Origin of the sequence: Paenibacillus sp. FSL R10-2748 (genome assembly GCF_038005565.1) — a bacterium.
GTDB lineage: Bacteria > Bacillota > Bacilli > Paenibacillales > Paenibacillaceae > Paenibacillus > Paenibacillus polymyxa_B.
On sequence record NZ_JBBOTK010000006.1, the window covers coordinates 308,176 to 332,198 of the forward strand.

The following is a 24,023-nucleotide window of genomic DNA, read 5'->3' on the forward strand; positions in this document are numbered from 1 at the left end:
CTAAATATAAATTTTCCTTCCAGATCAGAAGTAACGAATCTTAAGATTCGACTTAAAAATTTCAAGAAAATATTACTATATATATTTTCAGCTCTATAAGTCTACTTGTCAGGAATAGCACATGTGATATAGTATATAGCTTTCTTTAAAATATCCAGGGGCCCATCATTTTGAAACAAATGATGGGCCGCCATTAATGAAAGAACTAAGCTATCTGCTTTATTGATCAAATCTCACGCTTATTGTTTTTCTCCAGATTTTCCTTCCACTTTTCATCAGACAAACCCTAACGACTGTTGAACTAATGCTCATTGGGATACTTAGATACGATGACTTTCATTCAATCTATACGCACAGCCACGAATTACTTAATTCACTTCTACAGTATTACTTTCCATCATTATCGGTTGAATCTATTTTTTTCTTTGGAACACCGTCCAGACCGTACACTTCATCGTAAGCATCAAAGATTTTACGCGCCACAGGCCCGGCACTCCAGGCCCCGAAGCCCCCTTCAGGAATAACAACCGCTACTGCAAGTTTGGGATTCTGACGTGGTGCAAAGGCTATAAATACTCCATTATCTTTCAATTCTCTGCCTACACTTTGCTGCGATGTCCCCGTTTTGCGAGCAAAGTCGTAAGGGAAACCTTTAAATGCGCTAACATCTGTTGCCATCCCGCGTATAACTTCATTCCAGTAAGCATCCGGGAATTTCACTTCATTCAACACCTTCGGCTTGATCGTTTGTACTATATTGCCGTTAGTGTCTTTAATTTGACTGACCAAATGCGGCTCCATCCGTTTCCCCTTGCTAGCCAATACTGCTGTATATTGTGCAAGCTGAAGCGTTGTATATTTACCCTGCTGACCAAAAGAAGCATATGCAAGTTTAGATAATGAGGACTCTTTCGAATTATGAGCATACTCTCTGCGTCCAGACCATTCACTTGGTAAATCTACACCCGTAGAAACACCTAGTCCAAATTCCTTCATGTAGCGGTCCCATACATTCACACCTTGATCTTCCTTGGCATTATTAATGTATTTGTTGTACAATCTTTTGCCCACCATATCGACCATAAATGCATTGGAGGAATGCCGAATGGCAGAAGCTGGGTCCAACCCGCCGTACACATGACCCGAGGAATTCCGAACTCGTGACGAATTATTACGCCCAAAGTAAGCCGCTCCTGTATCCTGGTAATACGATGAGGTACTGAATAGATTTTCCTCCAGTCCTATTAACACAGAAAGCGGCTTAATGGTGGAGCCAAGTAGGACAACCGACTCTGGATGTTGACCTGATTGGCCCGATCCAAAGGAGCGAATAGTACCATTCAAGTATACATTTTGTATTTTCTTATAATTATCGCTAGATATATTTCCGGTCTGCCAGTAATTAGCATCATAATCCGGCATACTAGCCATCGCCACCACATTTCCTGTATCCACTTCCATAGCCACAGCAAAGCCTGTTTTAGCATAAGGATGGGTCTTGCCAGATACAGCGTGTGAATGGAGCCATCTCAATTGATCCATAATAGCATCTTCAGTCTTAACCTGAATTTCTTTGTTAATCGTAGAATAGACATTATTTCCTTTTTGCGGAGGAGTAACAGAATCTACACCTTCCGGCATATTGCGTGGATCAATCGGAACCGTTTTATAGCCATTTTTCCCTCGTAACTGTTCCTGATATTGAAATTCAAGTCCATCAAAGCCTACCGACTCGTTATCCATATAGATGAGACCCGGATCATTTTCAGCTGACATGGATTTTTGAATATTTTTATATTTATCCAACGTTTCACGCGCACTTTTGTAGCTTTTAATGTAGCCAACCGCTTGAACTGCTACCGTATCAGGATCGTAATGACGTACCGTTTCCTCTACGACATCTAACCCGGGGAACTCACTCTTATGCTGCATAAAATAGGCGACTTCATCTTTATTAAGATTGGTTTTAATCAGACGCGGCGTAAAACCGCTAAACCGTTGATAGTTCCGGTCCATAGCGTCCATAATTTGCTCTGCCGTCATTTTCGGCTCATCTTTACTACCATATTGAGCAAACCGATTTGCCAGCTTCTGTGTCATGTTTTCCAGCTCAGGCAACAGTTTTTTATCAGGATTACGCAAATTTTCCATGCTGTCACTATAGTTCTTGGAGAGCGTGATATACAGCGATTGTACAGGTGTAGAGTACGCCAGTCTGTTTTGCCCGGTGGAATCATAAATTGTTCCGCGAATCGGCGTAAGCGGTACATTTTTAGTAACATTACTGGCCTCCTGCTGCTTAAGCTGAGGTCCATCTACAAATTGAAGTATCGCCAGTCTTACAATAATGACCGTAAATATAATGAACGAGCTGAAAAAGAACAGATTGATCCGAAAGCTGAATCTTTTTCGATCAGACGTCCCATTGTCTGTTCCCTGCTCGTTGTCTATCTTTCTCATGTGCCCTTTTCCACTCCTTATTAAATCACTTTATCCTTGATATGTGTTTGGGCAAAACCAGGCGGATTAAACCAGTCCCCACTTTGCGCCCAGGTCGGGTCTAACGGCACCCACTGATCCTGCACGCTCAAATACACTTCATTCCATGCATGGGAACCGTATCCTCCCTGTCCGTTATAACCAAGCCCTGTCACCACCTTGACCTGTAGTCCCTGCGACCGAGCCATCATCGCATACAGGCGGGCATAATCAATGCAGACTCCTTTACGTGTATCAAACGTATCTCTGGGGGTCTGTTCATGCCAGTCACCACGCTGCTCATAGGCTTCTACCTTACCGAAATCATAGCTAATACGGGTACCTACCCATTCATACAACGCTCTGGCCTTTTGCTCATCACCGCTCATCCCCTGTGTAATCTTGGCCGCAGCCTGACTGATATCGTTCGGAATTTCCCGGTCAATCATTTCGTATTTTCGCTGCAGGATACCATTTAATTCCTTGGTAACGGCCTGCGTAAATACGGGCAATTTATCCTTAATCAGTGTACCGGATAACGGCTCAATGACCGATTGCGCTCCCTGCTTATAAATCGGTGAAGCTTGGACGTAGCTGCTAAACCCGCTGTCTGGATACAGACTTACGCCGATGAATAGCAGGGCTATAACCATGATAGCGCGTGCTCCACCAATAAGAGTACCTATTCCAGCCCCTGCCACCCTGCTGAAAAAGCCTGATTTTTTTTCATGTTCACGGAGATGAGAATCTGACTTGCCACCTACCATCAACACATAAATTACACGTAGTACAAATTGGGCGATCGCATAACTGAGCATAAACAATACGGCGAACCGCAGCAGCGGAAAACCTTCTAACCCCGCCACCAACGTATAATAAAATTGTTCAATCCCGCTTAGTTCTCGCTGAGGCAAATGTTCCATATAAGCCGCCAACCACTGTTGTACTTTTGGTGAAAGCCACATGGCTAACCCGAGCGAGCACAAAATACCCGCCACAGTCAGTATGCCATCCACAATGAGACTGAACAGCGCCCCTACAGATCTCGAAGCTCCTCGTCTCCAGCCCTGAATCAACGACAGCAGTACAATGACAATCAAAAACACCGTCACGCCATTCCAATGAAGAATAGGCTCCAGCCAGGATGGTTTCATTGTGTTCCTCCTGTCTCTACGGCGACTGTGGCGACTGTGTTACAGCCGAGCCTTTCGCACCTTCGATATATTTCTTGACGGTATCGCCCATACTCCACTCGCCCAGCGACATCCCCTGAAACCATACCTTGACCTTGTCACCATCAAATGGACCTTTCACTTCCAGGTTGGAGCTGGTTACCGAAAACGTACCATCCGCGTTGGATGTGTATTGGGCATCCCGTCCCTCCTTGATCATCATGTTCAAAGCCTCGCTCTGAACCTTGTTGATCGCATCATCCTTTGCCTGAGTAACGACCTTGCCGACCTGTTCAAAGGAAATGCCACTGTAGATAAGCAAGCCTGCAATTACGACAATGACAATCAGCCATTTTACGAGAGTTCTTACAATCTTCAATATGACTAATAGTAGGACAAGCCCAATTAATATATACATCCAGTTATCCTGAACGATCTGCCAATTATGTTCCAAAAACTCTGTCCAGACGCCCTTATCCATTTCGCTACACTCCCGTTTTCAACTACATCATTCAAATCACAAAATTGTCTCTGTAATTATACATGATTACGTGATGCCCTGTCAGCTTAGCTCTTTTACACACCTTGTTATTCAATTCTTGTCCATACAAAGTGGTCTATGTTCGTCCCCTCCAGCGTACAACTTAGGAAGGGCCGATACGTGGTGCAACATGAAAGTTTACATTAGGGAAGGGGGTCATCCCATGAAAACAGCCCTCTGGCTGTATCTCTTTTTATTCATTGCTTTTTTCGATCTGCATGCACAATATCCTATTTTGACACCATTCGCTATCTCCCTGGGTGCAGCACCTACTTTTATTGGCTGGATGATGGGGATTTACTCTCTAACTCACCTGCCTGGTAATTTGATGGCCGGCCCCAAGGTCGACAAACACGGCAGCCGCCGATATATTATGTTCAGCCTAACAGCCGCAGGCATCATTCTTATCATTCAATCGTACATCCACACACCGTGGGAATTACTTTTTCTTCGGGCGATTAGCGGTTTTGTGTTGGCCTTTTTATCTCCAGCCTGTCTGGCCATGTTGGCACAGCTATCCGATCATCCAGTTACGCAGGGCAAATATATGTCGGGACATGGTGTCGTTCACACATTGGCCTCTGTCCTGTCTCCAGCTGCCGGCGCATTTATCGTAGCCAGTTTCGGCTTTAGTGAGACGTTTAGTTCCCTTGGCATCATTCTCGTAGTCACGGGACTCATGGCTTATTTCACCTTGCCCAAAACAGCACCCGCTCCACAGGCCCAATTATCAGATGGTCATGCGACACCTGCTCCACTATCCGGGGTACAGAAGACGCGTTTACCATTCAATTGGCGCTACCTGCTCCTTCCTTTTGTTTTGGCGTGTGCACAAGGCATTTTATTTTACGAAATCCCATTACGAAATAACGGTTCTGCGTCCATGATGTCCACCGGATTGCTCTTTTCCATCATCAGTTTGGGAGCACTTTGTACGCTCAGCCTGCTGTTTCTGAACAAATATTCACCCATGGCGCGGCTACTTTGTGGCATTATTTTGATGTCTCTAAGTTTCTACGCACTCGCCACCACGCCCGAAGCGGCGATTGGCATCATACTTTTTATTTTGGGAACAGCCAAAGGTATCATTTTTCCAGCGCTGGCCTCTCTTTTCATACGAATTGGAGGTGCGCGACTGGGTAAAACCTTTGCACTACAGTCTATTGCAACATCTATCGGCTCCTTTGCCGGACCTGTACTGGCAGGTCAGCTACCCGATCACATTTCTCCTTTTTTTATCGCATTTCTGATTCTGATGGCTGGCCTGCTATTCATTCCCGTTAAGCGCTTATCTCCGACACCGCCACTGTCTGCCTCAGGACCTTATCATTCCTAGCTAGTCTGAGACAGCGGTTGCTATTGTCCTACCTATAAAGCCCAAAATACCGTTCCAGAGGGCAAATGCACAGTACACTATACCCCTATCCACATAGACTATTTTGACTGAACATTCACTAACAAAGGGAGGTGCAGCCTGTGAGCCACTGTCATCCTTGCCCTATTGGAACTTCAACTGGCACCATTCTTGTTCTTTATATTCTGCTCGTCATCATTCTCCGTACTTGCTGGATTTAATGTCTGAATCGCCCTAACATGTTGCCCCTTGTGCCCATGCCTGCCACTTCTGGCAGGCTGTTTTGTTATTTTTTGCATGAGAACCCTATTTGGAGCTACACTATACACATATTCTTCATTTCCCGGGGAATTTCGAGCATATGTATCAGACAAGGGGTGAGCTTACATGGCGATAACCGTGATCGTCGAAGGGAAAAATGACCGCAGCAAACTTCGCCGATTACTTGACCCGGAGGTCCACATTTTATGCACCTTCGGCACACTAAACTCTATAAAACTGGAATCCCTCCACAAGCGGGCCAAACACGACGAAATATATTTATTTATGGACAATGACAGCTCAGGGAAAAAAATAAGGGGTGTGCTTGCTGACTCTTTTCCGGATGCCTACCATATGTATACCCGCAAAGGATACGCTGGCGTAGAAGGCACTCCAGACGAATATGTGATCGCTCAATTGGAAAAAGCAGGATTGGAAGAATACATTATATACCCTCCACCTGTTCTTTAGTCTTTAAAATAACAAAAAGCTGTCCTCAGGCCGCTTTCATGCCTGTTGGACAGCTATATGATGCACTATAAAATGCCTCTAAAATGACATTAGAACTTATGAACCGTATCGACGATCATCAGCAAGAAGCTGAGTGTCAGATGGTTAATGGAAAAGAAAAATACTTTTTTTGCCCAGGAATCCGTTTCTTCTTCCTTAATCGTAAAACCTTTAAAGGCATAGAATGCCCACAGCACGGACAGTAACACGGACACGATCATAAAAATCATACCGGCATATCCATAAGCATACATAAGGATGGGTACCGGAATCAGCAATACAATATAAGGAATCATCTGAATTTTGGTCCGATGGATACCTTTTACGACTGGCAACAACGGAAATCCTGCTGCGCGATATTCCTCGACTCTGCGAATAGCAAGTGCCCAAAAGTGAGGAGGCTGCCATAAGAATAGGAGAGCAAATAAGAGCCAAGCGCCCATATCAATACGCCCCGAAGCGGCCACATAACCAATCACCGGAGGCATTGCACCAGAAATACCGCCGATGGATGTACTCCATGTAGATGAACGTTTTAACCAAAGTGTATAAATACCGACGTAGACGAACATACCAAGTAATCCCAGTAATCCTGCCGTTACACCAGAGAAGGAGAATAGAACAGCTAACCCAACAACGCCCAAAATAATAGCGTATGACAACACCGTTGTAGGGGTCAGACGCCCTGTTGGCAGTGAGCGATTACGTGTACGCTCCATTTTCAAATCCAGCTCACGGTCAAAATAGTTGTTAAAAACACAAGAAGACGCCATAACCAGCATTGTACCTAATAGTGTAAGAATTAGCTTTATATAATCAACGTCCCATTGCGATGCTAACCAAAAACCACCAAAGGCTGCAACCAGATTGGTACGAAGGATGCCTGGCTTGGTAACTGTAATAAAATCTTTCCAAGTGCCCGCTTTGCCGGGTGGTTTAGATTTTACAGAATAGGTAGCCGCATCCGAAGAAGTCTTATAACTTATATTATCCATTGTGAGTAACTCCCCCTTAGAGATGTATGAATTCGGGAGTAAGTTGAACTCCGATATAAATTTTATCATATACCTACCCCAAAAAGTTTGACAGAAAACGCACAAAACGTTCACAATTCCGATGGCAAATCGCCCCTGCTGATCGTTTACAGTAAATTTGGGTAGTAATAAGTACAGGAAACAATACAAAAGGAGCGACAGATATGGATACAGCCACACACTTTGTCATGGGAATCGGATTGGCCGGGCTGGCCTACACTGATCCTGTCGTCGCCGGAGATCCAAAGTTGGCCGCAGTCATACTGCTCGCTACAGTCGTAGGGTCACAAGCTCCGGATTTTGACACTTTGCTTCGGTTGAAAAACAATGCAGCCTACATTCGCAATCACCGTGGACTGTCGCATTCAATTCCCTTCTGGTTGATATGGATCTTGTCCATAACAGGACTGATTTGCCTGATCTTCAGAGATGTGCCCCCAGGTCATGTAGCATTATGGGTAACGATTGCCGTCTGCCTGCATGTATTCACAGATTTATTTAATACGTACGGAACACAGGCATTCCGGCCATTTACAAACAAGTGGATATCTTGGAATATCATCCATATTTTCGATCCCTTTATTTTTGGCACCCATGTTGCTGCGATTATGCTGTGGATCACCGGATTGACTCCACCCGCTCCCTTATTTATTACGCTGTACGTTATTATTGGCCTATATTACATTTGGCGAACCTGGAGTCATTTTATAACCAGAAAAGCGGTACGTAATATGGACAATGAGCGTCAGGAGGGCGACATCTATTATATCATTCCCACCGTATCATGGAATCGGTGGCATGTGGTAAAAGCTCATCAGAATGGAAGTTATGACATTGGCGGATTAAATGGCAAACACTTATTTTGGACGAAACATGCAATTCCATCCACACATCCTGCCGTAGAAGCCTCCAAATCCTATCGCGATGTGCAGGCATTTCGCTATTTTTCCTCCTTTGCCGTTGCCGAGGTGGAGGAACTGGAATGGGGCTACATTGTGCGATGGGGAGACGTAAGGTATCGACACCGGAGACAATATCCATTTGTGGCTGTGGTCGCGATGGATAAGCAGTTCGGACTGATCAACAGCTATATTGGATGGCTCAGTGACGAAAAGATGCAAAAACGCCTTTCCCTGCATACGAATTAAAACCTGCTTACAAGCTAACAACAAGCCGTATGAACAACAGACAGCAAGTTCCCCTTAATCTGGGAGCTTGCTGTTTTTTTGGTCACTCCCGCAAAAAATCAGATCTCATGAAAGCGCCCTCTTGACGAAGCGGACTTGCGTGATTCACAATGGTCATAGGCCATGCGTAAAAAAATCCGGAGCATGATCGCTCCGGATTTTCTTCATCACAGTTGCTCATAATACAGCTTCCAAGATGGAGTGTTTATGTGTATTACTGCAAACGGCTGCTGCCCGACAAGGATTGTTCTGCTTGTTGGACCAGCTTTTTCGTGATATATCCCCCAAGCGAACCTGTTTCGCGGGAAACAACATTACCGAAGTAACCGTCCTGAGGGATGGTGATGCCAAGTTCTTGAGCTGCCTCATATTTTAATTGTTGTAAAGCGGCGTTGGCCTGCGGTACTTGCAGGTTGTTTGAACGACGTCTGCTCATATTTGAATCTCCTTTCAGTTCTTTGTGAGTGAGGTTCATTGCAAGCTTGCAAGATTATTATGGCTCGCTTACAACTACTTATTCCTGAAATTCAACATTTGAACACTGGAGGTTTTTACCAATGAGCAAAGGTTTATCCCTATGGTTCGCCGTTTCATCCATTGTCCTGCTGACCGCAGCCGCTATATCCATCAGTTATTCCGCATGGCTTGCCATTCTACTGGGGCTATTATCTGTCGGCAATATCGGCTGGGGTTTCGTGGTCAAAGCCCGACAACGCCGCTCCTAAGCCAATCCTATAGGGCCTAATCTATTTTGCCAGCAATATGCTTTAGCGTAGACGTGGCAGAAAGCCCATGCGCTCTTTGACCGCAGACAACGTGACTTCAGCCGCTTCTTGTGCGCGCTCTGCGGATTGGGCCAAAATACGTCCAATCTCACCGGATTCCCGGATGTCGCGATAGCGCTGCTGAATCGGTTCAAGCATAGCTACAACGGTCTCTGCCAGTTCTTTTTTAAATGTTCCGTACATTTGACCTTCATAGCGATCCTGCACTTCTTGGAGCGACAAACCGGAACACTGGCTGTAGATGCCCATCAGATTACTAATTTCTGGTTTATTGGCCGGATCATATCTAACCTCACTACCAGAATCGGTCGTAGCGCGGCTAATTTTCTTGCGTATGACTTTCGGTTCGTCCAGCAGGGCAATAAAGCTGCCTGCATTCGGATTGCTCTTACTCATTTTTTTAGATACATCATCCAGGGACATAATTCTCGCCCCTACTTCAGGGATATACGGTTCGGGAACAGTAAAATAATCTCCGTAACGGTGATTAAAGCGACCCGCCAAATCGCGTGTCAGCTCCAGATGCTGTTTCTGATCGTCGCCTACCGGAACGAGATCCGCGTTGTAGAGCAAAATGTCAGCTGCCATCAACGATGGATATACGAACAGCCCTGCTCCTACGGAGTCCTTGCCTGCCGCTTTGTCCTTAAACTGAGTCATACGTTCCAGCTCGCCCATATTCGTCAGTGTTGTCATCAACCATCCCAGCTCAGCGTGCTGAGGAACATGGGATTGTAAAAAGACATTGGATTTCTCCGGGTTAATACCTGCTGCGATAAATAATGCCGCTACCGCCTCCGACTGCTCACGTAATTGGGCCGGTTCCTGCGGTACGGTAATTGCATGAAGGTCTACGACCATAAAGTAACATTGATGATCCTCTTGCAATTTGACAAAGTTTTTCATTGCACCAATGTAATTGCCCAAAGTAAGTTGTCCACTAGGCTGAATACCTGAAAGTACAGTTTTCATATTCTTCCTCCTCCGTTTATTTCAAAATTAGAACGCAAAAAGGCCCCGCATCCTCAAGGGACGCGAGACCGTGGTACCACCCTTATTCATTGCCGTCAGCCTATTACTTGTCGGAGCTACGCTCCGTGGCTGCCTGCAATCTTAAAGCTCCGTTAACGGGGAGTAATCGGCCGTCATACTGAGGACAGTAGAATCCTGTTCTGTGCGGCACTCCAAGGTCCATTCAGCAGTGCAGGCTCACCGGTTCCCATCCACCACCGGCTTTCTGAAGAGCTTATGCGAAAGCTTACTTGTCCTCATCATCGTGTTATCCATGTCATTACTTTCTAAACTACATTAATGATAATTCCGCATAATGTTATTGTCAAATGACGATTGTGCCCTACGATCAAAAATCTGTTATCATAATGACACGAAGCTTCAACCGATTATAGTGGACAAAGGAGCATGGATATGAAACAAGTGACCAAAGAACACTGGAACGGTTACGACACGTATGTTTTACATAGTGGTGAACTGGAAGTTACGATGATCCCTCGCCTCGGGAATAATATTATCTCAGTGCGTGATCTGAAGCTCGACCGGGATATCGTACGTCGGCCTGGTGAGGAAGAATTGGCTTTCTATTTACAAAAGCCTTATCATTTTGGCTTGCCCATTTTGATTCCTCCAGGCCGAATTCGCAAGGGACAATTTGAGTTTGACGGTGTTCCTTATCAGTTCGACCGAAATACAGCCAATGACAATCATATACACGGTCTGCATCGTAATCAGTCCTGGCGCTGCAGTGATATTGAAGAGGATGAAGAAGGTTGCAGTGTTACTACTGAGCTTTTGACAGAAAGTGATCCGCACTGGATGGAACAATTCCCCATTCCTTTACGTTTGGAGATGACGTATCGCTTGCAGGGTGCTGTATTAAGTCAAACTCTGCGCGTAACGAATTTAGGTGAAAAAGCAGCCCCATTTGGCTTGGGATATCACACTTGGTTTATGGTGGACGGAGAACCTGAGCGCTGGCGCCTAAAGCTGCCTGTGAACGGCGTATATGAGCAGGATGCTGAACAGCTACCTACAGGTATCATTACTTCGTTAGATGACTTGGAGCAGCTCTCTTCGGGTCTTTCTTTGAAAGGAACAAATCTAGATACTTTGCTGCGGGCAACGGAAGGCCCTGCTGAAGCTCTTTTGACCCGTGACGACGGTTATCAAATCCGCTACACAGCAGATGAGCAATACTATAAGTATTGGGTTTTATATACCAAAGGTGAATGCGACCAGTATCTTTGCATTGAGCCTTATACATGGCTGCCTGATGCGCCCAATTCACCTGATCCTGTCAGGGAAGCCGGGCTGATCCGTCTGGAGCCTCAGCAATCCATCGACCTCAAAACTCAGATTCATATCATATATCCGTAATTTTCCTCTAGTCACTTTTCTTCCTTCGGCGCATATTTTCATAACTCTGTCGCATACTAACCTCATCACAGCCGAAGGAGGTGACTACACATGAATGAAGCTAATCAAGGCAGAAGCCGTCGCAGTAACAACCTAGTTGTTCCTCAAGCCAACAACGCATTGCAACAATTGAAATATGAAGCTGCACAAGAGCTGGGCATCACCATTCCGGCAGATGGTTACTACGGTGACATGCCATCCCGTGAAGCTGGTTCTCTGGGAGGCTATATCACTAAACGCTTGGTACAGCTGGCCGAACAGCAATTATCAGGTCGTTCAGGTCAATAAGCGTCATTATTCCGCGTGAGCATTCCGTTCATCGTAATTTACCAAAATGCGTTATAACGGGCATATAACAAAGGCGGTCTTCCCTAGGAAGGCCGCCTTTTCTTTACTCTTTTTTATCAGGATTTTGCAAAATTCGATTCCAGTCGCTCCGAAGTGCAAGATATAGACGAACTAACCATTTCGATCTATATCTTGTTCATTGGAAGTCGCTTATGGGATTTTTGCAAAATTCTCATATAAATGTTTATTCCGAATTAGCCGCTCGGTATGTAGGCTTGTTGTAGCGGATCATGAGATTCGCCATGTTGTAGTTGGACTCCAGTGTTGCATCTACCAAAATCGTTCCTTGTCTGATTGCAAAATCGAAAGCAATCTCACCATGAGTCCAGCTACGCTTATGATTTAGCGTTTCTAGGGCCATACGCCGAAAATCCTCCCGATGCTTTACTGATAACCCCGGTTCTACTGCTGCAAATGTGCCACCTTTACCTGCAAGCGGATTATGACGAATCCCAAATTTCCCAACTACATTGTTACGTATTTGTACAAATACGATACCTGACGACAAACCCGCCAGTTCATTATCCAGTTCTTTTAAAACGATATCCATCTGCCTTGCCAACGACAATTGACCTACTTCATCCATTACAAAAACCCTCCTATATACCTTATCCAAAAATATTTAATAGGTCTTACGGCTCAATTATATGCGAAGATTTTTAACCTTACAATCAAAACCAACATAATTGGGTATTTATAACTATTTTCTAAGTATATCCATCATTTTAAATTTCGCCAACAGGTAATGTTAATTACACTTCGACATTTTGCGACTTTATTCATCATCTTCTGCAAAAATTACAAAAAAGGCCTCCCTCGTGGGAGACCTCTAAAGTGTAAATCCGTTATTTTGTCATTTGTAAAAATTGCTCAATATCCTGAACAGTAACTTGCGCAGCATTACGCCAGAAGTCAGCCTGTGTTAAATCGGTACCTAAGTGCTTGGAAGCCAATTCTTCGACTGTCATGCGACCTGTATCAAGCAGCAAGGCATCATATTGGTCGGCGAAGCCGTCAGGATTTTCCTTCGCAAAAGCGTAAATTCCTGCACTGAACATATACCCGAATGTGTACGGGAAGTTGTAGAATGGAGTATTCGTAATATAGAAATGCAGCTTGGATGCCCAAAAATGAGGATGAGCCTCATCCAGGACACCACTAAACGCTTCACGCTGCGCTTGTTCCATCAACTCGCTTAATTGTTGTGCTCCTACGACTCCTTTTTTCCGCAGCTCGTAAAAACGGGTTTCAAACAGGAAACGGGCATGAATGTTCATAAAGAAGGCTACACCACGCTGAATTTTATCCTCCAGCAAAGCCACCTTCTCCTGACCCTCGGCAGCTTCCAGCAACGCATCTGATACAATTAGTTCTGCCAGCGTCGATGCCGTCTCAGCTACGTTCATGGCATAATTTTGATTCAATGGGTGCAATTCATTCATCACATGCTGATGATAACCGTGTCCGAGCTCATGGGCCAGTGTCGAAACATTGGATGGTGATCCGGCATAGGTCATAAAAATACGGGTCTCTTTGCTCAGACGCAGAGATGTACAGAAACCACCCGGACGTTTGCCTGGACGATCTTCTGCTTCGATCCAGCTTTTCTCAAAAGCCATTTGGGCAAAGTCAGCCATTCTCGAGCTAAATTTACCAAATTGCTCAACAATCGTTACAGCAGCATCGTCGTAAGGGATTTTAGTGGTTGACGTCCCCAGCGGAGCTTCAACGTCATGCCAGGACAGCTTCTCTAAGCCCAGCAGTTTTGCTTTCCGCTCCAAGTATTTGACTACAATAGGCTTTGTTTCATTAATAACCTGCCACATCGTATCCAGCGTTTGTGCAGACATACGGCTGATTTCCAGCGGTTCCTTAAGCACATCTGTCCAGCCTCGTTTTTCATATAGCTTCAGACGGAAGCCTGCCAAATGATTCAATGTATCCGCGCAATAGTCCTCTACCTGAGTCCATGCCTCTTCCCAACGTGCAAACACGTCTTTACGTACGCTGCGATCTGCTTCATCCAGCTTATTAGCTGCCTGACCTACAGACAGGTTTACGATCTCGCCATTTTCTGGCACAGGGATCGTCATATTTTTGACAATGGTATCATAAAAGTCGCCCCAGCCATGGTAGCCATCCACTGCCAGATCCAATGCAAGGCTTTCCAGCTCAGGAGCCATTTTTTCACGTGCTTCGTTCCGATATTCGGTCAGGACAAAAGAAATCGGCTGGATAGCTTCGCGCTCCATCCATTTCTGCCAAATGTCTTCACTGGTTTGTGCCAGCAAGTTCTGGAAAGATACTAAAGCACTTTTTCCTTGGGCATATAGCGTATTGACACGCGCCCCCAGTTGAACAGCCAGCTTGTCGTGCTGGTTTTGAGCAGTTAGACAAGAGACAAAGGAACCCGCCTGCGACGCACCATTAAACAGCTCCTGTATGCTATTCAGTACACTATCCAGACGCTCGGTATCCAATACCGTTTGTGGTACTTTGGCTGCTTTAAGCTGAGCTTGCAGTTGTTGGACCTTGCTTTCCATTTCTTCCAAAAATGCAAGAAATGAGGCAGAGGAAGATCCTCCGCTAAAAATAGATTCCAGATCCCATGTTTGCTTTAACGGTGTTTTCATAATAGTTCCACCTTTCTTTTTTGGCGAATTCTTGTGGTTTCATATACAATAAAGCTACATCGTGATAGTAAATCACTACAATTGGGAGGAAAACAGGATGAGACCCTTACAAATTTCGCCGGAAACGGCTGTGAAATTATCCGAAAAGCTCGGCATTCCGCTGGAACACCTTATGCATACACCCCAGCACATTTTGATGCAAAAGCTAGCCGAACTGGCTAAAGAAGAAACCGCTGACCCGAACGGCGGAGAATCGGACAAATCATGATCCCTTTTCATAAAACCTGGCCTTATGACATCGTCATGGGAGACGTTTATGTACAGTCTTGTCCGTTTTGCGACCATGATAATGTTTTGCTGCCCCTGAAGCCAAAAGAACTTAAGCTCATACACGAAGGTATGAAAAAGCTGCTTGTGTTTCCATGCTGCCATAACAAGGTTACTTTAGTGGATTGTGATGACGATTATTTGCTGTCAGATACCACATTGCGTCATCATTAATTCATGAGGCAGTTGTAAGATAAGATAACCCGTTTTACAAACAAGGTGTGAACCATGAGCCTAAATCGGCCATAGTGCACACCTTTATTTCTTCAGGAGGAGCTTGCGTCTTGCATTTCCTCCGGCAGTTGGTAATTTTTAGCCAGCATTTGTTCTCGCAGTACAGACCACTGTTCACGGGAAGCCCGGATCATGGCTGCATCCATAATCTTTTTGTCATTAATGACACGCGAAAACCAGCGTACCGCTTCGTTAAAGTTGCCTGTACGTCGATGCAATTCACCAATCAGATAAAGCAGTTTGGCATTATTCGCCCCGACACCCTCCAGCTCATAGACCCGAACATAAGAATCCAGGCTAAATTTGAGAAAGCGAAGCTCCTGCTCCTCATTTCCCTGGTATCTGTACATCCAAGCGATATGCTGTAATAGACTAGCTACTACGCGTTCCTTTTCTCCGATGACCTGGGCACATAGTAAACCCAGTTTATACGTTTCTAATGCCTCTTCCCAGCTACGATGCCCGCCATATTCGCGAGACTGCCAGCGATTACCGATTTTATCCTTGAATATCTTGGTTTGCTGTTCGCTTAACTGAACGGTAGAGTGCTCTGTCGAGGTAAATCCACAATGAGGACAGACCCTTACGACATAAAAATCCGGATTTTCATTCTTATAATAAGCACAAAAATCTGAATCTGTACGAATGGCCTTCTTTAGGCTTGGTCTTACACGGGATGTCTGAAATTCTTCTTCGCAATGTGGGCAAATGATTTTGATCTGATATAACGGTTCAAGTTCCAATGTTTTTACAACCCTCTCCAAAATTCGGCAATCCCCGAAAGCTTACGGGGTATTTACAAAATGATGCGCAGGACCAGACAAACGGTTAAGTATGATTGAACGAAGCGGCTCCTCAATGCCCGTATCCGTTAACGCACCTGCCATACAAGACAACCATGCCTCTGCTCGCTCCTCCGTTACGGGAAACTTCATATGTCTGGCACGTAACATCGGATGACCATATGCATCAGAAAAAAGGGACGGTCCTCCAAAAAACTGGCTCAGGAACATATACTGCTTTTCCTTAACCGGTTCCATGTCTTTAGGAAACAGGGGACTTAACAACGGATCTTTATAAACTCTCGGGTAGAAGGCCTCAATAATAGCACGAACACCTTCCGCACCCCCAAGGTTGTCATAAATGCTCAGGCTAGGGTTCACTTTTCCTCCAACTTTCTGTGCTATGGTAATAAATATACACCCGTATTATAACAAAAAACAAAAAATGACGCTAAAAATAAGCGTCATTTTATCAATTTAACATATGAAGAGGGTGTGCTTCGTTGCACACAGCTTCGTCATTCTATAAATACCACTAATAACTCCGCCAATCCTCTTCACCGGGATGGACGAGAGAGGCACGAATAACATACACAAAAGCACATACGAACAGACCGGCAACGATACTCATCCTGATCACTCCATCCTTAAGGTTATGGATCGTTGTTTTCCTATTTTAACATACTATTTACAAAAATACAGCAATAAATGTAACCGTTTTCTTTGATTTTTTTGTACTCTTTGTCCATCCCCGACATAGGTATATTAGTACAACACCAAAGGAGGGGCCTCTATGTCGCTATACCGTCGTTACTCGCTTCCTCTGCTCATCCTTACACTGCTATTCCTGTTTATGCTTATGGCTGTATACCCGCAATCTTCTCTGAATGCCGGGCTTCGGGGGCTTGCCATCTGGTGGGACGTGCTGTTTCCGTCTTTATTCCCGTTTTTCGTTATTTCCGAGCTTCTCCTCGGTTTCGGAATTGTTCATTTCATAGGTGCGCTGTTGGATCCGCTGATGCAGCCTCTATTCCGTGTACCTGGCTGTGGGGGTTTTGTCGCTGCGGTCAGCTGTGCATCCGGTTACCCGATTGGAGCTAAACTAACAGCCAAGCTGTGGGAGCAAAAATGGATCACACGCATTGAAGGAGAGCGTTTGGTCGCGTTTACTACTTCCTCTGATCCGATATTTTTGATCGGTGCGGTTTCCGTTGGCTTCTTCCATCAACCAGAAATTGCACTCGTACTAGGCGCGGCCCATTATGGTGGCGTGCTCATCATCGGGCTGCTTATGCGCTTCCACGGTTCCCGTTCAGGGGAAACAGGTACTCGCAGCGACCGCCAACCTACTCAAAAAGCCTGGTCGAAGTCCAAGAATACAAAAGCAGCAGATCGCAATAGGCAGCCTGGACCCCTACGCCAAGCATTATATGCCATGCATACAGCTCGTTTGGAAGATGGTCGCCCATTGGGTGAGTTACTTCGTCAGGCGATTACTTCCTCCCTACGCCTTATTATTGTCGTAGGAGGGCTAGTTGTATTCTTCTGCGTCATTTTAGAAGCTTTGACGAACTCCGGTTTAATGAGCGGGCTTCATCTGCTTACAGCAAGCCTATTGACTGCATGTGGTCTTCCTCCTACGTTAACGGAGTCCATTGTGGGTGGTATTTTCGAAGTCACTTTAGGAGCGCAAGCCGCAGGTAAAGCCACGGCAGCGGCGTTACCATTCAAGGTAGCCGCAGCCGCTTTTGTTCTCTCCTGGGGCGGGCTGTCGGTTCATGCGCAGGTTGCAAGTATTTTAAATATGACGGATCTTCGTTATTTGCCATTTTTGTTGGCCCGGGCTGCGCACGGCATCATCTCAGCACTGCTAGCTCTCGTGTTATGGCGGCCTCTTATGGGACAGGGAAGCTCTCCAGTCTTTTCTCCGATATACGACATCGCGTGGTCTCCTGGCTTCTCGTCCGTCATGTTGTTGCAAAGTCTGCTGTTTCTTGCCTTTATACTGGCTGGAATGCTTAGTCTCTCATGGTTGAGTGTGGGTACAAGTCGCTTATATGTACGTTTGAGAAGAACACACAGGCAATGAACGATTGTGTTCTTGCTCATAATTGATTATGATCGATATATACCCATGACAAAGGAGCTTTTCATCTTGAGATATTATGTTCTGGATCGCGGGGATCAGCACTCCATGGACTTGAGTCAGCAATTTCACCGTCTTGCCCAAGAAAAGAATTTCAAGCTGGATGCCGAATCGCCGGAAATCGTCGTGTCTATTGGAGGCGATGGTACGATGCTTCATGCGTTTCATACCTTCATCGACCGCATTCCGGATATTGCCTTTGTTGGTGTACATACCGGTCATCTAGGCTTTTACGCTGATTGGCGTGCGGACGAGCTGGAGGAGCTAATCCACCTGATGAGCCAAAGCGGATCTGAAGGACCGCTTAACCCGAGAATCGTTAAGTATCCACTGATTGAGTTGGAAATTCACAAGAAGTCAGGCAATGCTTCTTTTATTGCCTTGAATGAATTTACATTAAAAGGGGTGGATGGCACTGTCGTTGCCCAAGTAGATATTAACGATATCACCTTTGAAATGTTTCGCGGTGATGGTATATGTGTTTCTACCCCCTCAGGAACGACCGCCTATAATAAAGCACTTGGCGGAGCTATGGTTCATCCCACCATTGAAGCATTGCAATTGACTGAGATCGCTTCCATTAATAACCGTGTGTATCGGACACTGGGATCGCCATTGCTACTGCCCAAACACCATCATTGTGATATTTTTTCACGGAAAGATCAGCGTCTCTTATTGACAGTAGATCACCTCAACTTTCCTGTGGATGACTTAATCTCTGTTCGATGTCAGGTCGCAAGTCAGAAGATCAGCTTCGCTCGTTACCGTCCTTTCCCATTTTGGGATCGAGTACGCAACGCTTTTCTCAATTAGAACCTATAAAAGAGCCGAATCTGGCTCTTTTTTTAATTGAGTAAGTGATGCTAACCCCAATGAGTTTTTGTAGATTTGCTACCGTTATACCGTCCACACTGGTCATACCCCTTAGAAAAGAGTAACGGCAGAATAGATAAGTAACAGACACATGATTGTATTAATGATTTTATCGTATTTTGTAAATATCTTTTTAAAAGCTGAACCAAATATCGCCCACAGTAATAATGCCGCGCAACCTATGAGGATGGTTAAACATATTAAAAAGAGCATAGATCCTTTTGAATTCTGATATGGAAGTATGAAGCTGGACGTCGCTGTTAAAAAATATAAGATACTTTTTATATTGATAATTTGAAAAAACAAACCTGAAGAAAAGGAAAACTGGCTATACATATCCTGATCATTACTTTTCTTAGGCAAAGCAATTTTCCATGCCAGATACAATAAATATGCCGCACCAACAACTTTAAAGTAAGGTTCTACTATAGGTAACCACTCATATAGTCGTGCAGTTAACAAGGATTTCACGACACCAAGAATAATAAATCCGGAAATAATTCCAATGAAGAAATGGATCGATCCTTTGAATCCAAATCTTCTTGCTTCATTCATCACCAACATATTACTGGGTCCCGGAGTAAAAGATGTAATAATGACATAGGAAAGGAATGCTGCAAAAATCATTTAGTTAATCTCTCCTCAGAATAAAAGATAGTTGAATAAGTTCCGTTATTTATTGTAATATAGGCCTATCTATCGGTAAAATTGAAATACATGAATTAATCCATTGATTTTTATGATGTCAATAGCAATAGGGATAACTATTCGATTAAAGTGGGTGAGTTATGGAAATACGTCATTTTGTCACATTCAAAAAAGTCATTGAATGGGGAAGTTTCACACAGGCAGCAGAATTTTTAGGTTACACTCAATCTACAGTGACTTCTCATATTCAGGCACTAGAAAAACATATTGGTGCCCCCCTGTTTGATCGAATGGGTCGAAAGGTAAAGTTGACGGATGTTGGAAAAAGGTTGCTGGGGTATACAGAAGAAATTTTAAGTACTTATAGCAAGATTGAAAACATTGCAAACGATGAGAAGGCTGTGCGAGGAGAGTTGAAAATAGCGGCTCCTGAGTCTTTAACGATCTATCGCTTAGAACCTATACTAAGTGAATATAGGAAAAAATATCCTCACGTGAGTATTAAACTTAGTAATGCTACCTGTGGAGATAATCAAAAAGCGCTACTAAATGGGAGTGCGGATGTCTCGTTTGTCATGTTGCCGGAATTACGTGATTCTAATTTAACTGTCCATTTATTAAATAAAGAACCTATTGTCGTTGTAGGAAGCCCTGACTCTACGATGAATGTTTTAAATAAAAAGCTTACTGAGGCCTTGATTTCCAATGGGAAAGATTGTATTTACCGTACAATGTTTGAAAAATACTTAGAAGAGCGTGAAATTACTTCTTCTCAAATTATGGAGCTATGGAGTATTGAAGCGATCAAACAATGTGTAATGAGTGGGCTAGGTATTACTTGTTTACCTTTCATGACAGTTATAGAGGAACTTCATCAAGAAAAGTTAAAGATCATTCCCTGTGAGGGTGGCTTTCAAGAAATTTTCTCTCAAGTGGCTTATCACAAAAATAAGTGGATTTCTCCAGCCTTATCGGAATTCATTGCTATTACTTTAAAACATGCAAAAAGTTGGTCATAAGCCCTTGGCGACTTCGGAGGTACTTACAAAACAAAACGGCCCCTGAAAATTCAGGAACCGTTTTGTTGTGGAGCTGTAAATGTTTTATTCTTTTTACTACCCTCAGCTCTTTCGGCTTTAGCAGCTGGCTGGGTCTGACGCTGGCCCTCAGGTTCACGAGAGACACGAACTTGCCGTCCCTCCCGATTTTCCTTTGATTGACGCTCATAGCGTGGTCCACGCGATTCCTTTTTATCGAAACTCCCTTGCTGATTGCGCTGTCTACGTGGTTCCCGGGCTTGCTGCCCTTCACCCGGATTGCGTCCATCCTTTGCTTCACGTGGTTCTCTTGGCTGGCGCGAATCGCGTGCTTCACGTGGCTCACGCTGCCGATTTCCTTCACGTCCTTCTCTGGATGGACGACTTTCGCGAGCTTCACGCGGCTGTCGCTCACGTACTTCCTGGGCATCCTTCGATTCCCGACGTTGCAACTCGCGTGGTTCCCGGGATTCTCGAGGCTGCTCCACTCGCGATTCCTCCGTAGCTGTGGAATCCTGCTGTGATTGCGGCCACTCCTGTTCTCCAGCTGTATGTTGCAATACTTCTTGCTGCTCTTCGGGTTCTAGCGTTCCTGCTTGTTCCCTTTGAGCATCTACCAACTGCTGAATATCTGGAGCAATGATTTCATCATTGACCCCGTTTTTATTAACCACTTCACGACTTTTTTGCAACACAAAATAGGCACAGCCAAAATTGCAGTATTCATTAATGTAATCGTCCAGTATCACTATAGATGTATCCTTATTTGCTTTGGGATGACCGTCTCGATAAAAGCCCTTCAGACGTAGCTGATTGTAACCCCAATCACCAATAATGTAATCATAGCGATCCAGCACTTCACTATACCGATCACGAAACGCTTCGGGATTCCACCCGTTCTTGTGATCCTGCAACAATTCATAGTTTTTACCACCGATTTGAAACAAGCTATTCTGACCGCCTTTCCCGGATCAAGCCTGCGAAAGGGCGCCTTCTTCCTTATGCTGAGCGGCTGACTTCACCTGCTCATGCGCTTGGTAGGAGCTGCGGACCAACGGTCCGGATTCGACGTGGCTGAATCCCCGCTGTAATCCCTCTTCCTTTAACTTCGCAAAATCTTCCGGTGGATAATATTTTTGCACATATAAATGTTTCTCGGACGGCTGCAAATATTGACCAATTGTCATAATGTCACAATCGACTTTGCGCAGATCATCCATGGTTTGTAAGATCTCGTCCCACTCTTCCCCGACACCTAGCATGATGCTTGATTTCGTTGGAATAGCCGGATTTAATTGCTTCGCACGTTGAAGCAGCTCCAGAGAGCGACGGTATTTCGCTTTAGCCCGAACTTTGTCGGACATTCGCTCCACCGTTTCAATATTATGATTCAGAATATCTGGCTTGGCATCCATGACGATTCGTAGCGATTCAATATCGCCCATAAAATCGGGAATCAATACTTCTACACTGCAAAGAGGTAACCGGCGGCGAATCGCACGAACCGTTTCTGCAAATATAGTAGCACCTCCATCTTTCAAATCGTCGCGAGCCACACTGGTTACGACACAGTGCTTCAAATTCATGTTTTCAGCCGCTTCAGCGACGCGTTCAGGCTCCTGCAAGTCCAGTTCCGTAGGCATTCCCGTATTTACTGCGCAAAAACGACACGCACGCGTACAAGTATCACCCAAAATCATAAATGTAGCTGTCCTATTGGCCCAGCATTCATATATATTAGGGCATCGTGCCTCCTCACATACGGTATGTAATGTCTTGGAACGCATCATGCTCTTGATTTCCTGATAGTTATCGCCTGTCGTAAGTTTAATACGAATCCAGTCGGGCTTAGCTTCCTTCACTTTTCTAGACAATGGCATAGACCTTCTTTCTGATAAGCTTAAGCTGTCATTGCCATACATTATAACATGAAAGCCATGGAAAAACCTCCATTCATTGTTCCCTTTTTGATATGACATTGATGCCGGAAAAAGTAAACTCTTTACATGGATAAAAGCGGCGGATATGGCTCAATCTAAACAAAAGCACCCTATTCACGCTATTGAATACGGGGCCTAGAATTTACCGGGCGATTAAGCCCTTCTATAGGAGGTCGGTTCACGTGCCTTACCCTACGCGGACAGCCCGAGCTGTTCGTTTGTTATCGCTGCTGTTATGCGCTACTACACTGACAACGGCCTGTCCGCTTCCTGCCCATGCCTTTGCCAATCACTTACAGTCCTCGTCCGCCAGAAGCAGCCTGACCGCAAATGTAGATGCTTCACATGCTCAGTCTTCGTCGTATACGTCCAGGCTGGCTCTATATCATTCCATCGAAGCCCTGACTGGAGTTCCTTGGTACAGGCTGGCCGCCATCGACCAGTATGAACGCACACTTACAGTGGCCCATCCCAGGGATCGCAAGCATGCGGAACGGATCATAGGTATTTTCATCACGGGACCAGTCTGGTCCGGCCTGATGAACCCTGATTCGGAGGATCAAAATCCGCGTTCCATTGAACTATTTTCCGGGCTGGGACAAGACGGTTCGGGTGATGGAATCGCTGACCGTAATAATGACAAGGATCTGCTATTCAGCATCGCATCTTATCTCGGAAAGTATGGAAACAACGAGGATGAATTTGGTATTGCCGTTTGGGAATATTACCATAACAGCCGCGCAGTTCAAAGAGTTCAGCAGTTTGCCAAGCTGTATCGGACGTATGGCAAGCTGGATCTGGTCAGTCAAGCCTTCCCTCTTCCTTTAGGCAGCATTTATAGCTACCGCAGCACATGGGGAAGCCGTCGCAGCTGGGGCGGTTACCGTATACATGAAGGAACTGATCTGTTTGCTGGCTATGGAGTTCCAGTTCGCAGTACCTGCTACGGTGTAGTTGAAATGAAGGGCTGGAATCCCTTCGGCGGATGGCGAATCGGAATCCGAGATCTCAACAACCGCTATCACTACTATGCGCATCTTTCCGGCTTTGACAAAACCGTCCACAACGGAGACATCGTTACACCCGGCCAGACGGTTGGCTGGGTCGGAAGCTCGGGCTATGGAAAACCCGGTACCCAAGGCAAGTTTCCACCGCATCTGCACTATGGTATATATCGGGACAATGGCTGGGCAGATTGGTCCTTTGACCCGTATCCGTTATTAAGACAGTGGGAGCAGACCGAACGCAAAGCGCTCAAAACAGGAAAAACAAAAGGGACCTCCTCATAGGGTCCCTTTTGTTT

Annotated in this window: 25 protein-coding genes and 1 other annotated feature; of the genes, 12 read left to right on the forward strand and 13 right to left on the reverse strand. The window is 45.1% G+C overall.

The window, feature by feature from the left end:
* Window positions 1–387: 387 nt before the first annotated feature.
* The 3 genes from NSS66_RS19580 to NSS66_RS19590 are packed head-to-tail and all read right to left on the reverse strand — an operon-like array spanning window position 388 to window position 4,131.
* Window positions 388–2,460 carry a peptidoglycan D,D-transpeptidase FtsI family protein gene (locus tag NSS66_RS19580; RefSeq protein ID WP_340959597.1) on the reverse strand — a complete coding sequence of 691 codons (2,073 nt, stop codon included), beginning with the start codon at window positions 2,458–2,460 and terminating at the stop codon, window positions 388–390.
* 20 nt (window positions 2,461–2,480) lie between these two features.
* Window positions 2,481–3,632, reverse strand: a complete 1,152-nt coding sequence (locus NSS66_RS19585; protein ID WP_071558289.1) for a transglutaminase domain-containing protein — start codon at window positions 3,630–3,632, stop codon at window positions 2,481–2,483.
* Window positions 3,633–3,648: 16 nt separating this feature from the next.
* Window positions 3,649–4,131 (reverse strand): hypothetical protein, encoded by a 483-nt coding sequence (locus NSS66_RS19590; protein WP_071558288.1) that lies wholly within the window; start codon window positions 4,129–4,131, stop codon window positions 3,649–3,651.
* A 223-nt stretch (window positions 4,132–4,354) separates the two neighbouring features.
* Here NSS66_RS19590 and NSS66_RS19595 point away from each other — a divergent pair, with 223 nt between their 5' ends.
* On the forward strand, window positions 4,355–5,527 hold the full coding sequence (locus NSS66_RS19595) for an MFS transporter (protein ID WP_071558287.1): 1,173 nt from the start codon (window positions 4,355–4,357) through the stop codon (window positions 5,525–5,527).
* Window positions 5,528–5,932: 405 nt separating this feature from the next.
* Window positions 5,933–6,277, forward strand: coding sequence for a toprim domain-containing protein (locus tag NSS66_RS19600; protein WP_029518206.1), 345 nt, complete (start codon window positions 5,933–5,935; stop codon window positions 6,275–6,277).
* An 89-nt stretch (window positions 6,278–6,366) separates the two neighbouring features.
* On the opposite strand, the gene cyoE is transcribed toward NSS66_RS19600, so the two are convergent.
* Entirely contained in the window at window positions 6,367–7,311 is a 945-nt protein-coding gene (gene cyoE, locus NSS66_RS19605; RefSeq protein ID WP_023990199.1) for a heme o synthase, read from the reverse strand.
* Window positions 7,312–7,514: 203 nt separating this feature from the next.
* Between cyoE and NSS66_RS19610 the strand changes: the two genes are divergently transcribed.
* Window positions 7,515–8,498 carry a metal-dependent hydrolase gene (locus NSS66_RS19610; protein WP_023990200.1) on the forward strand — a complete coding sequence of 328 codons (984 nt, stop codon included), beginning with the start codon at window positions 7,515–7,517 and terminating at the stop codon, window positions 8,496–8,498.
* Window positions 8,499–8,751: 253 nt separating this feature from the next.
* Here the strand turns inward: NSS66_RS19610 and NSS66_RS19615 are convergent, their stop codons facing one another.
* Window positions 8,752–8,973 carry an alpha/beta-type small acid-soluble spore protein gene (locus NSS66_RS19615; RefSeq protein WP_013311857.1) on the reverse strand — a complete coding sequence of 74 codons (222 nt, stop codon included), beginning with the start codon at window positions 8,971–8,973 and terminating at the stop codon, window positions 8,752–8,754.
* A 121-nt stretch (window positions 8,974–9,094) separates the two neighbouring features.
* Between NSS66_RS19615 and NSS66_RS19620 the strand changes: the two genes are divergently transcribed.
* Window positions 9,095–9,262 (forward strand): hypothetical protein, encoded by a 168-nt coding sequence (locus NSS66_RS19620; protein ID WP_007431986.1) that lies wholly within the window; start codon window positions 9,095–9,097, stop codon window positions 9,260–9,262.
* 42 nt (window positions 9,263–9,304) lie between these two features.
* On the opposite strand, the gene trpS is transcribed toward NSS66_RS19620, so the two are convergent.
* The gene (gene trpS / locus NSS66_RS19625) at window positions 9,305–10,294 is read right to left on the reverse strand and encodes a tryptophan--tRNA ligase (RefSeq protein ID WP_023990202.1); all 990 of its coding nucleotides are present in this window, start codon (window positions 10,292–10,294) and stop codon (window positions 9,305–9,307) included.
* 53 nt (window positions 10,295–10,347) lie between these two features.
* Window positions 10,348–10,606, reverse strand: a binding site (T-box leader).
* A 141-nt stretch (window positions 10,607–10,747) separates the two neighbouring features.
* Here trpS and NSS66_RS19630 point away from each other — a divergent pair.
* Window positions 10,748–11,713, forward strand: coding sequence for an aldose 1-epimerase (locus NSS66_RS19630; protein ID WP_279834562.1), 966 nt, complete (start codon window positions 10,748–10,750; stop codon window positions 11,711–11,713).
* Window positions 11,714–11,803: 90 nt separating this feature from the next.
* Window positions 11,804–12,040: an alpha/beta-type small acid-soluble spore protein gene (locus NSS66_RS19635; protein WP_013311861.1), complete on the forward strand. Its 237-nt coding sequence runs from the start codon at window positions 11,804–11,806 to the stop codon at window positions 12,038–12,040.
* Window positions 12,041–12,284: 244 nt separating this feature from the next.
* Here the strand turns inward: NSS66_RS19635 and NSS66_RS19640 are convergent, their stop codons facing one another.
* Together NSS66_RS19640 and NSS66_RS19645 are read right to left on the reverse strand one after the other, a co-directional pair.
* On the reverse strand, window positions 12,285–12,686 hold the full coding sequence (locus tag NSS66_RS19640; protein WP_023990204.1) for a hypothetical protein: 402 nt from the start codon (window positions 12,684–12,686) through the stop codon (window positions 12,285–12,287).
* 259 nt (window positions 12,687–12,945) lie between these two features.
* The gene (locus NSS66_RS19645; RefSeq protein ID WP_279834566.1) at window positions 12,946–14,733 is read right to left on the reverse strand and encodes a M3 family oligoendopeptidase; all 1,788 of its coding nucleotides are present in this window, start codon (window positions 14,731–14,733) and stop codon (window positions 12,946–12,948) included.
* 97 nt (window positions 14,734–14,830) lie between these two features.
* On the opposite strand from NSS66_RS19645, the gene NSS66_RS19650 reads away from it, so the two are divergent.
* Together NSS66_RS19650 and NSS66_RS19655 are read left to right on the forward strand one after the other, a co-directional pair.
* Window positions 14,831–15,001, forward strand: a complete 171-nt coding sequence (locus tag NSS66_RS19650) for a YycC family protein (RefSeq protein WP_014277894.1) — start codon at window positions 14,831–14,833, stop codon at window positions 14,999–15,001.
* Entirely contained in the window at window positions 14,998–15,234 is a 237-nt protein-coding gene (locus NSS66_RS19655; protein WP_023990206.1) for a hypothetical protein, read from the forward strand. Before NSS66_RS19650 ends, NSS66_RS19655 begins: the two co-directional genes overlap by 4 nt.
* A gap of 92 nt (window positions 15,235–15,326) precedes the next feature.
* Here NSS66_RS19655 and NSS66_RS19660 read toward each other — a convergent pair whose 3' ends face one another.
* Window positions 15,327–16,037 (reverse strand): DUF2225 domain-containing protein, encoded by a 711-nt coding sequence (locus tag NSS66_RS19660; protein WP_023990207.1) that lies wholly within the window; start codon window positions 16,035–16,037, stop codon window positions 15,327–15,329.
* A 42-nt stretch (window positions 16,038–16,079) separates the two neighbouring features.
* Complete coding sequence (locus NSS66_RS19665; protein ID WP_023990208.1) at window positions 16,080–16,457, reverse strand: globin domain-containing protein; 378 nt, start codon at window positions 16,455–16,457, stop codon at window positions 16,080–16,082.
* 412 nt (window positions 16,458–16,869) lie between these two features.
* Between NSS66_RS19665 and ylbJ the strand changes: the two genes are divergently transcribed.
* Entirely contained in the window at window positions 16,870–18,165 is a 1,296-nt protein-coding gene (gene ylbJ, locus NSS66_RS19670) for a sporulation integral membrane protein YlbJ (protein ID WP_023990209.1), read from the forward strand.
* Between the two features lie 66 nt (window positions 18,166–18,231).
* Window positions 18,232–19,035 carry an NAD kinase gene (locus NSS66_RS19675; RefSeq protein WP_013372943.1) on the forward strand — a complete coding sequence of 268 codons (804 nt, stop codon included), beginning with the start codon at window positions 18,232–18,234 and terminating at the stop codon, window positions 19,033–19,035.
* Window positions 19,036–19,146: 111 nt separating this feature from the next.
* On the opposite strand, the gene NSS66_RS19680 is transcribed toward NSS66_RS19675, so the two are convergent.
* Window positions 19,147–19,722, reverse strand: coding sequence for a LysE family transporter (locus NSS66_RS19680; protein ID WP_340959599.1), 576 nt, complete (start codon window positions 19,720–19,722; stop codon window positions 19,147–19,149).
* Between the two features lie 161 nt (window positions 19,723–19,883).
* Here NSS66_RS19680 and NSS66_RS19685 point away from each other — a divergent pair, with 161 nt between their 5' ends.
* Window positions 19,884–20,762 (forward strand): LysR family transcriptional regulator, encoded by an 879-nt coding sequence (locus tag NSS66_RS19685; protein WP_340959601.1) that lies wholly within the window; start codon window positions 19,884–19,886, stop codon window positions 20,760–20,762.
* 50 nt (window positions 20,763–20,812) lie between these two features.
* Here the strand turns inward: NSS66_RS19685 and NSS66_RS19690 are convergent, their stop codons facing one another.
* A complete protein-coding gene (locus tag NSS66_RS19690; protein WP_028541418.1) occupies window positions 20,813–21,727 on the reverse strand; it encodes a YutD family protein in 915 nt (304 codons plus the stop codon).
* A gap of 24 nt (window positions 21,728–21,751) precedes the next feature.
* Complete coding sequence (gene lipA / locus NSS66_RS19695) at window positions 21,752–22,654, reverse strand: lipoyl synthase (RefSeq protein WP_340959602.1); 903 nt, start codon at window positions 22,652–22,654, stop codon at window positions 21,752–21,754.
* 248 nt (window positions 22,655–22,902) lie between these two features.
* Between lipA and NSS66_RS19700 the strand changes: the two genes are divergently transcribed.
* Window positions 22,903–24,009 (forward strand): M23 family metallopeptidase, encoded by a 1,107-nt coding sequence (locus NSS66_RS19700; RefSeq protein ID WP_023990212.1) that lies wholly within the window; start codon window positions 22,903–22,905, stop codon window positions 24,007–24,009.
* Window positions 24,010–24,023 lie beyond the last annotated feature (14 nt).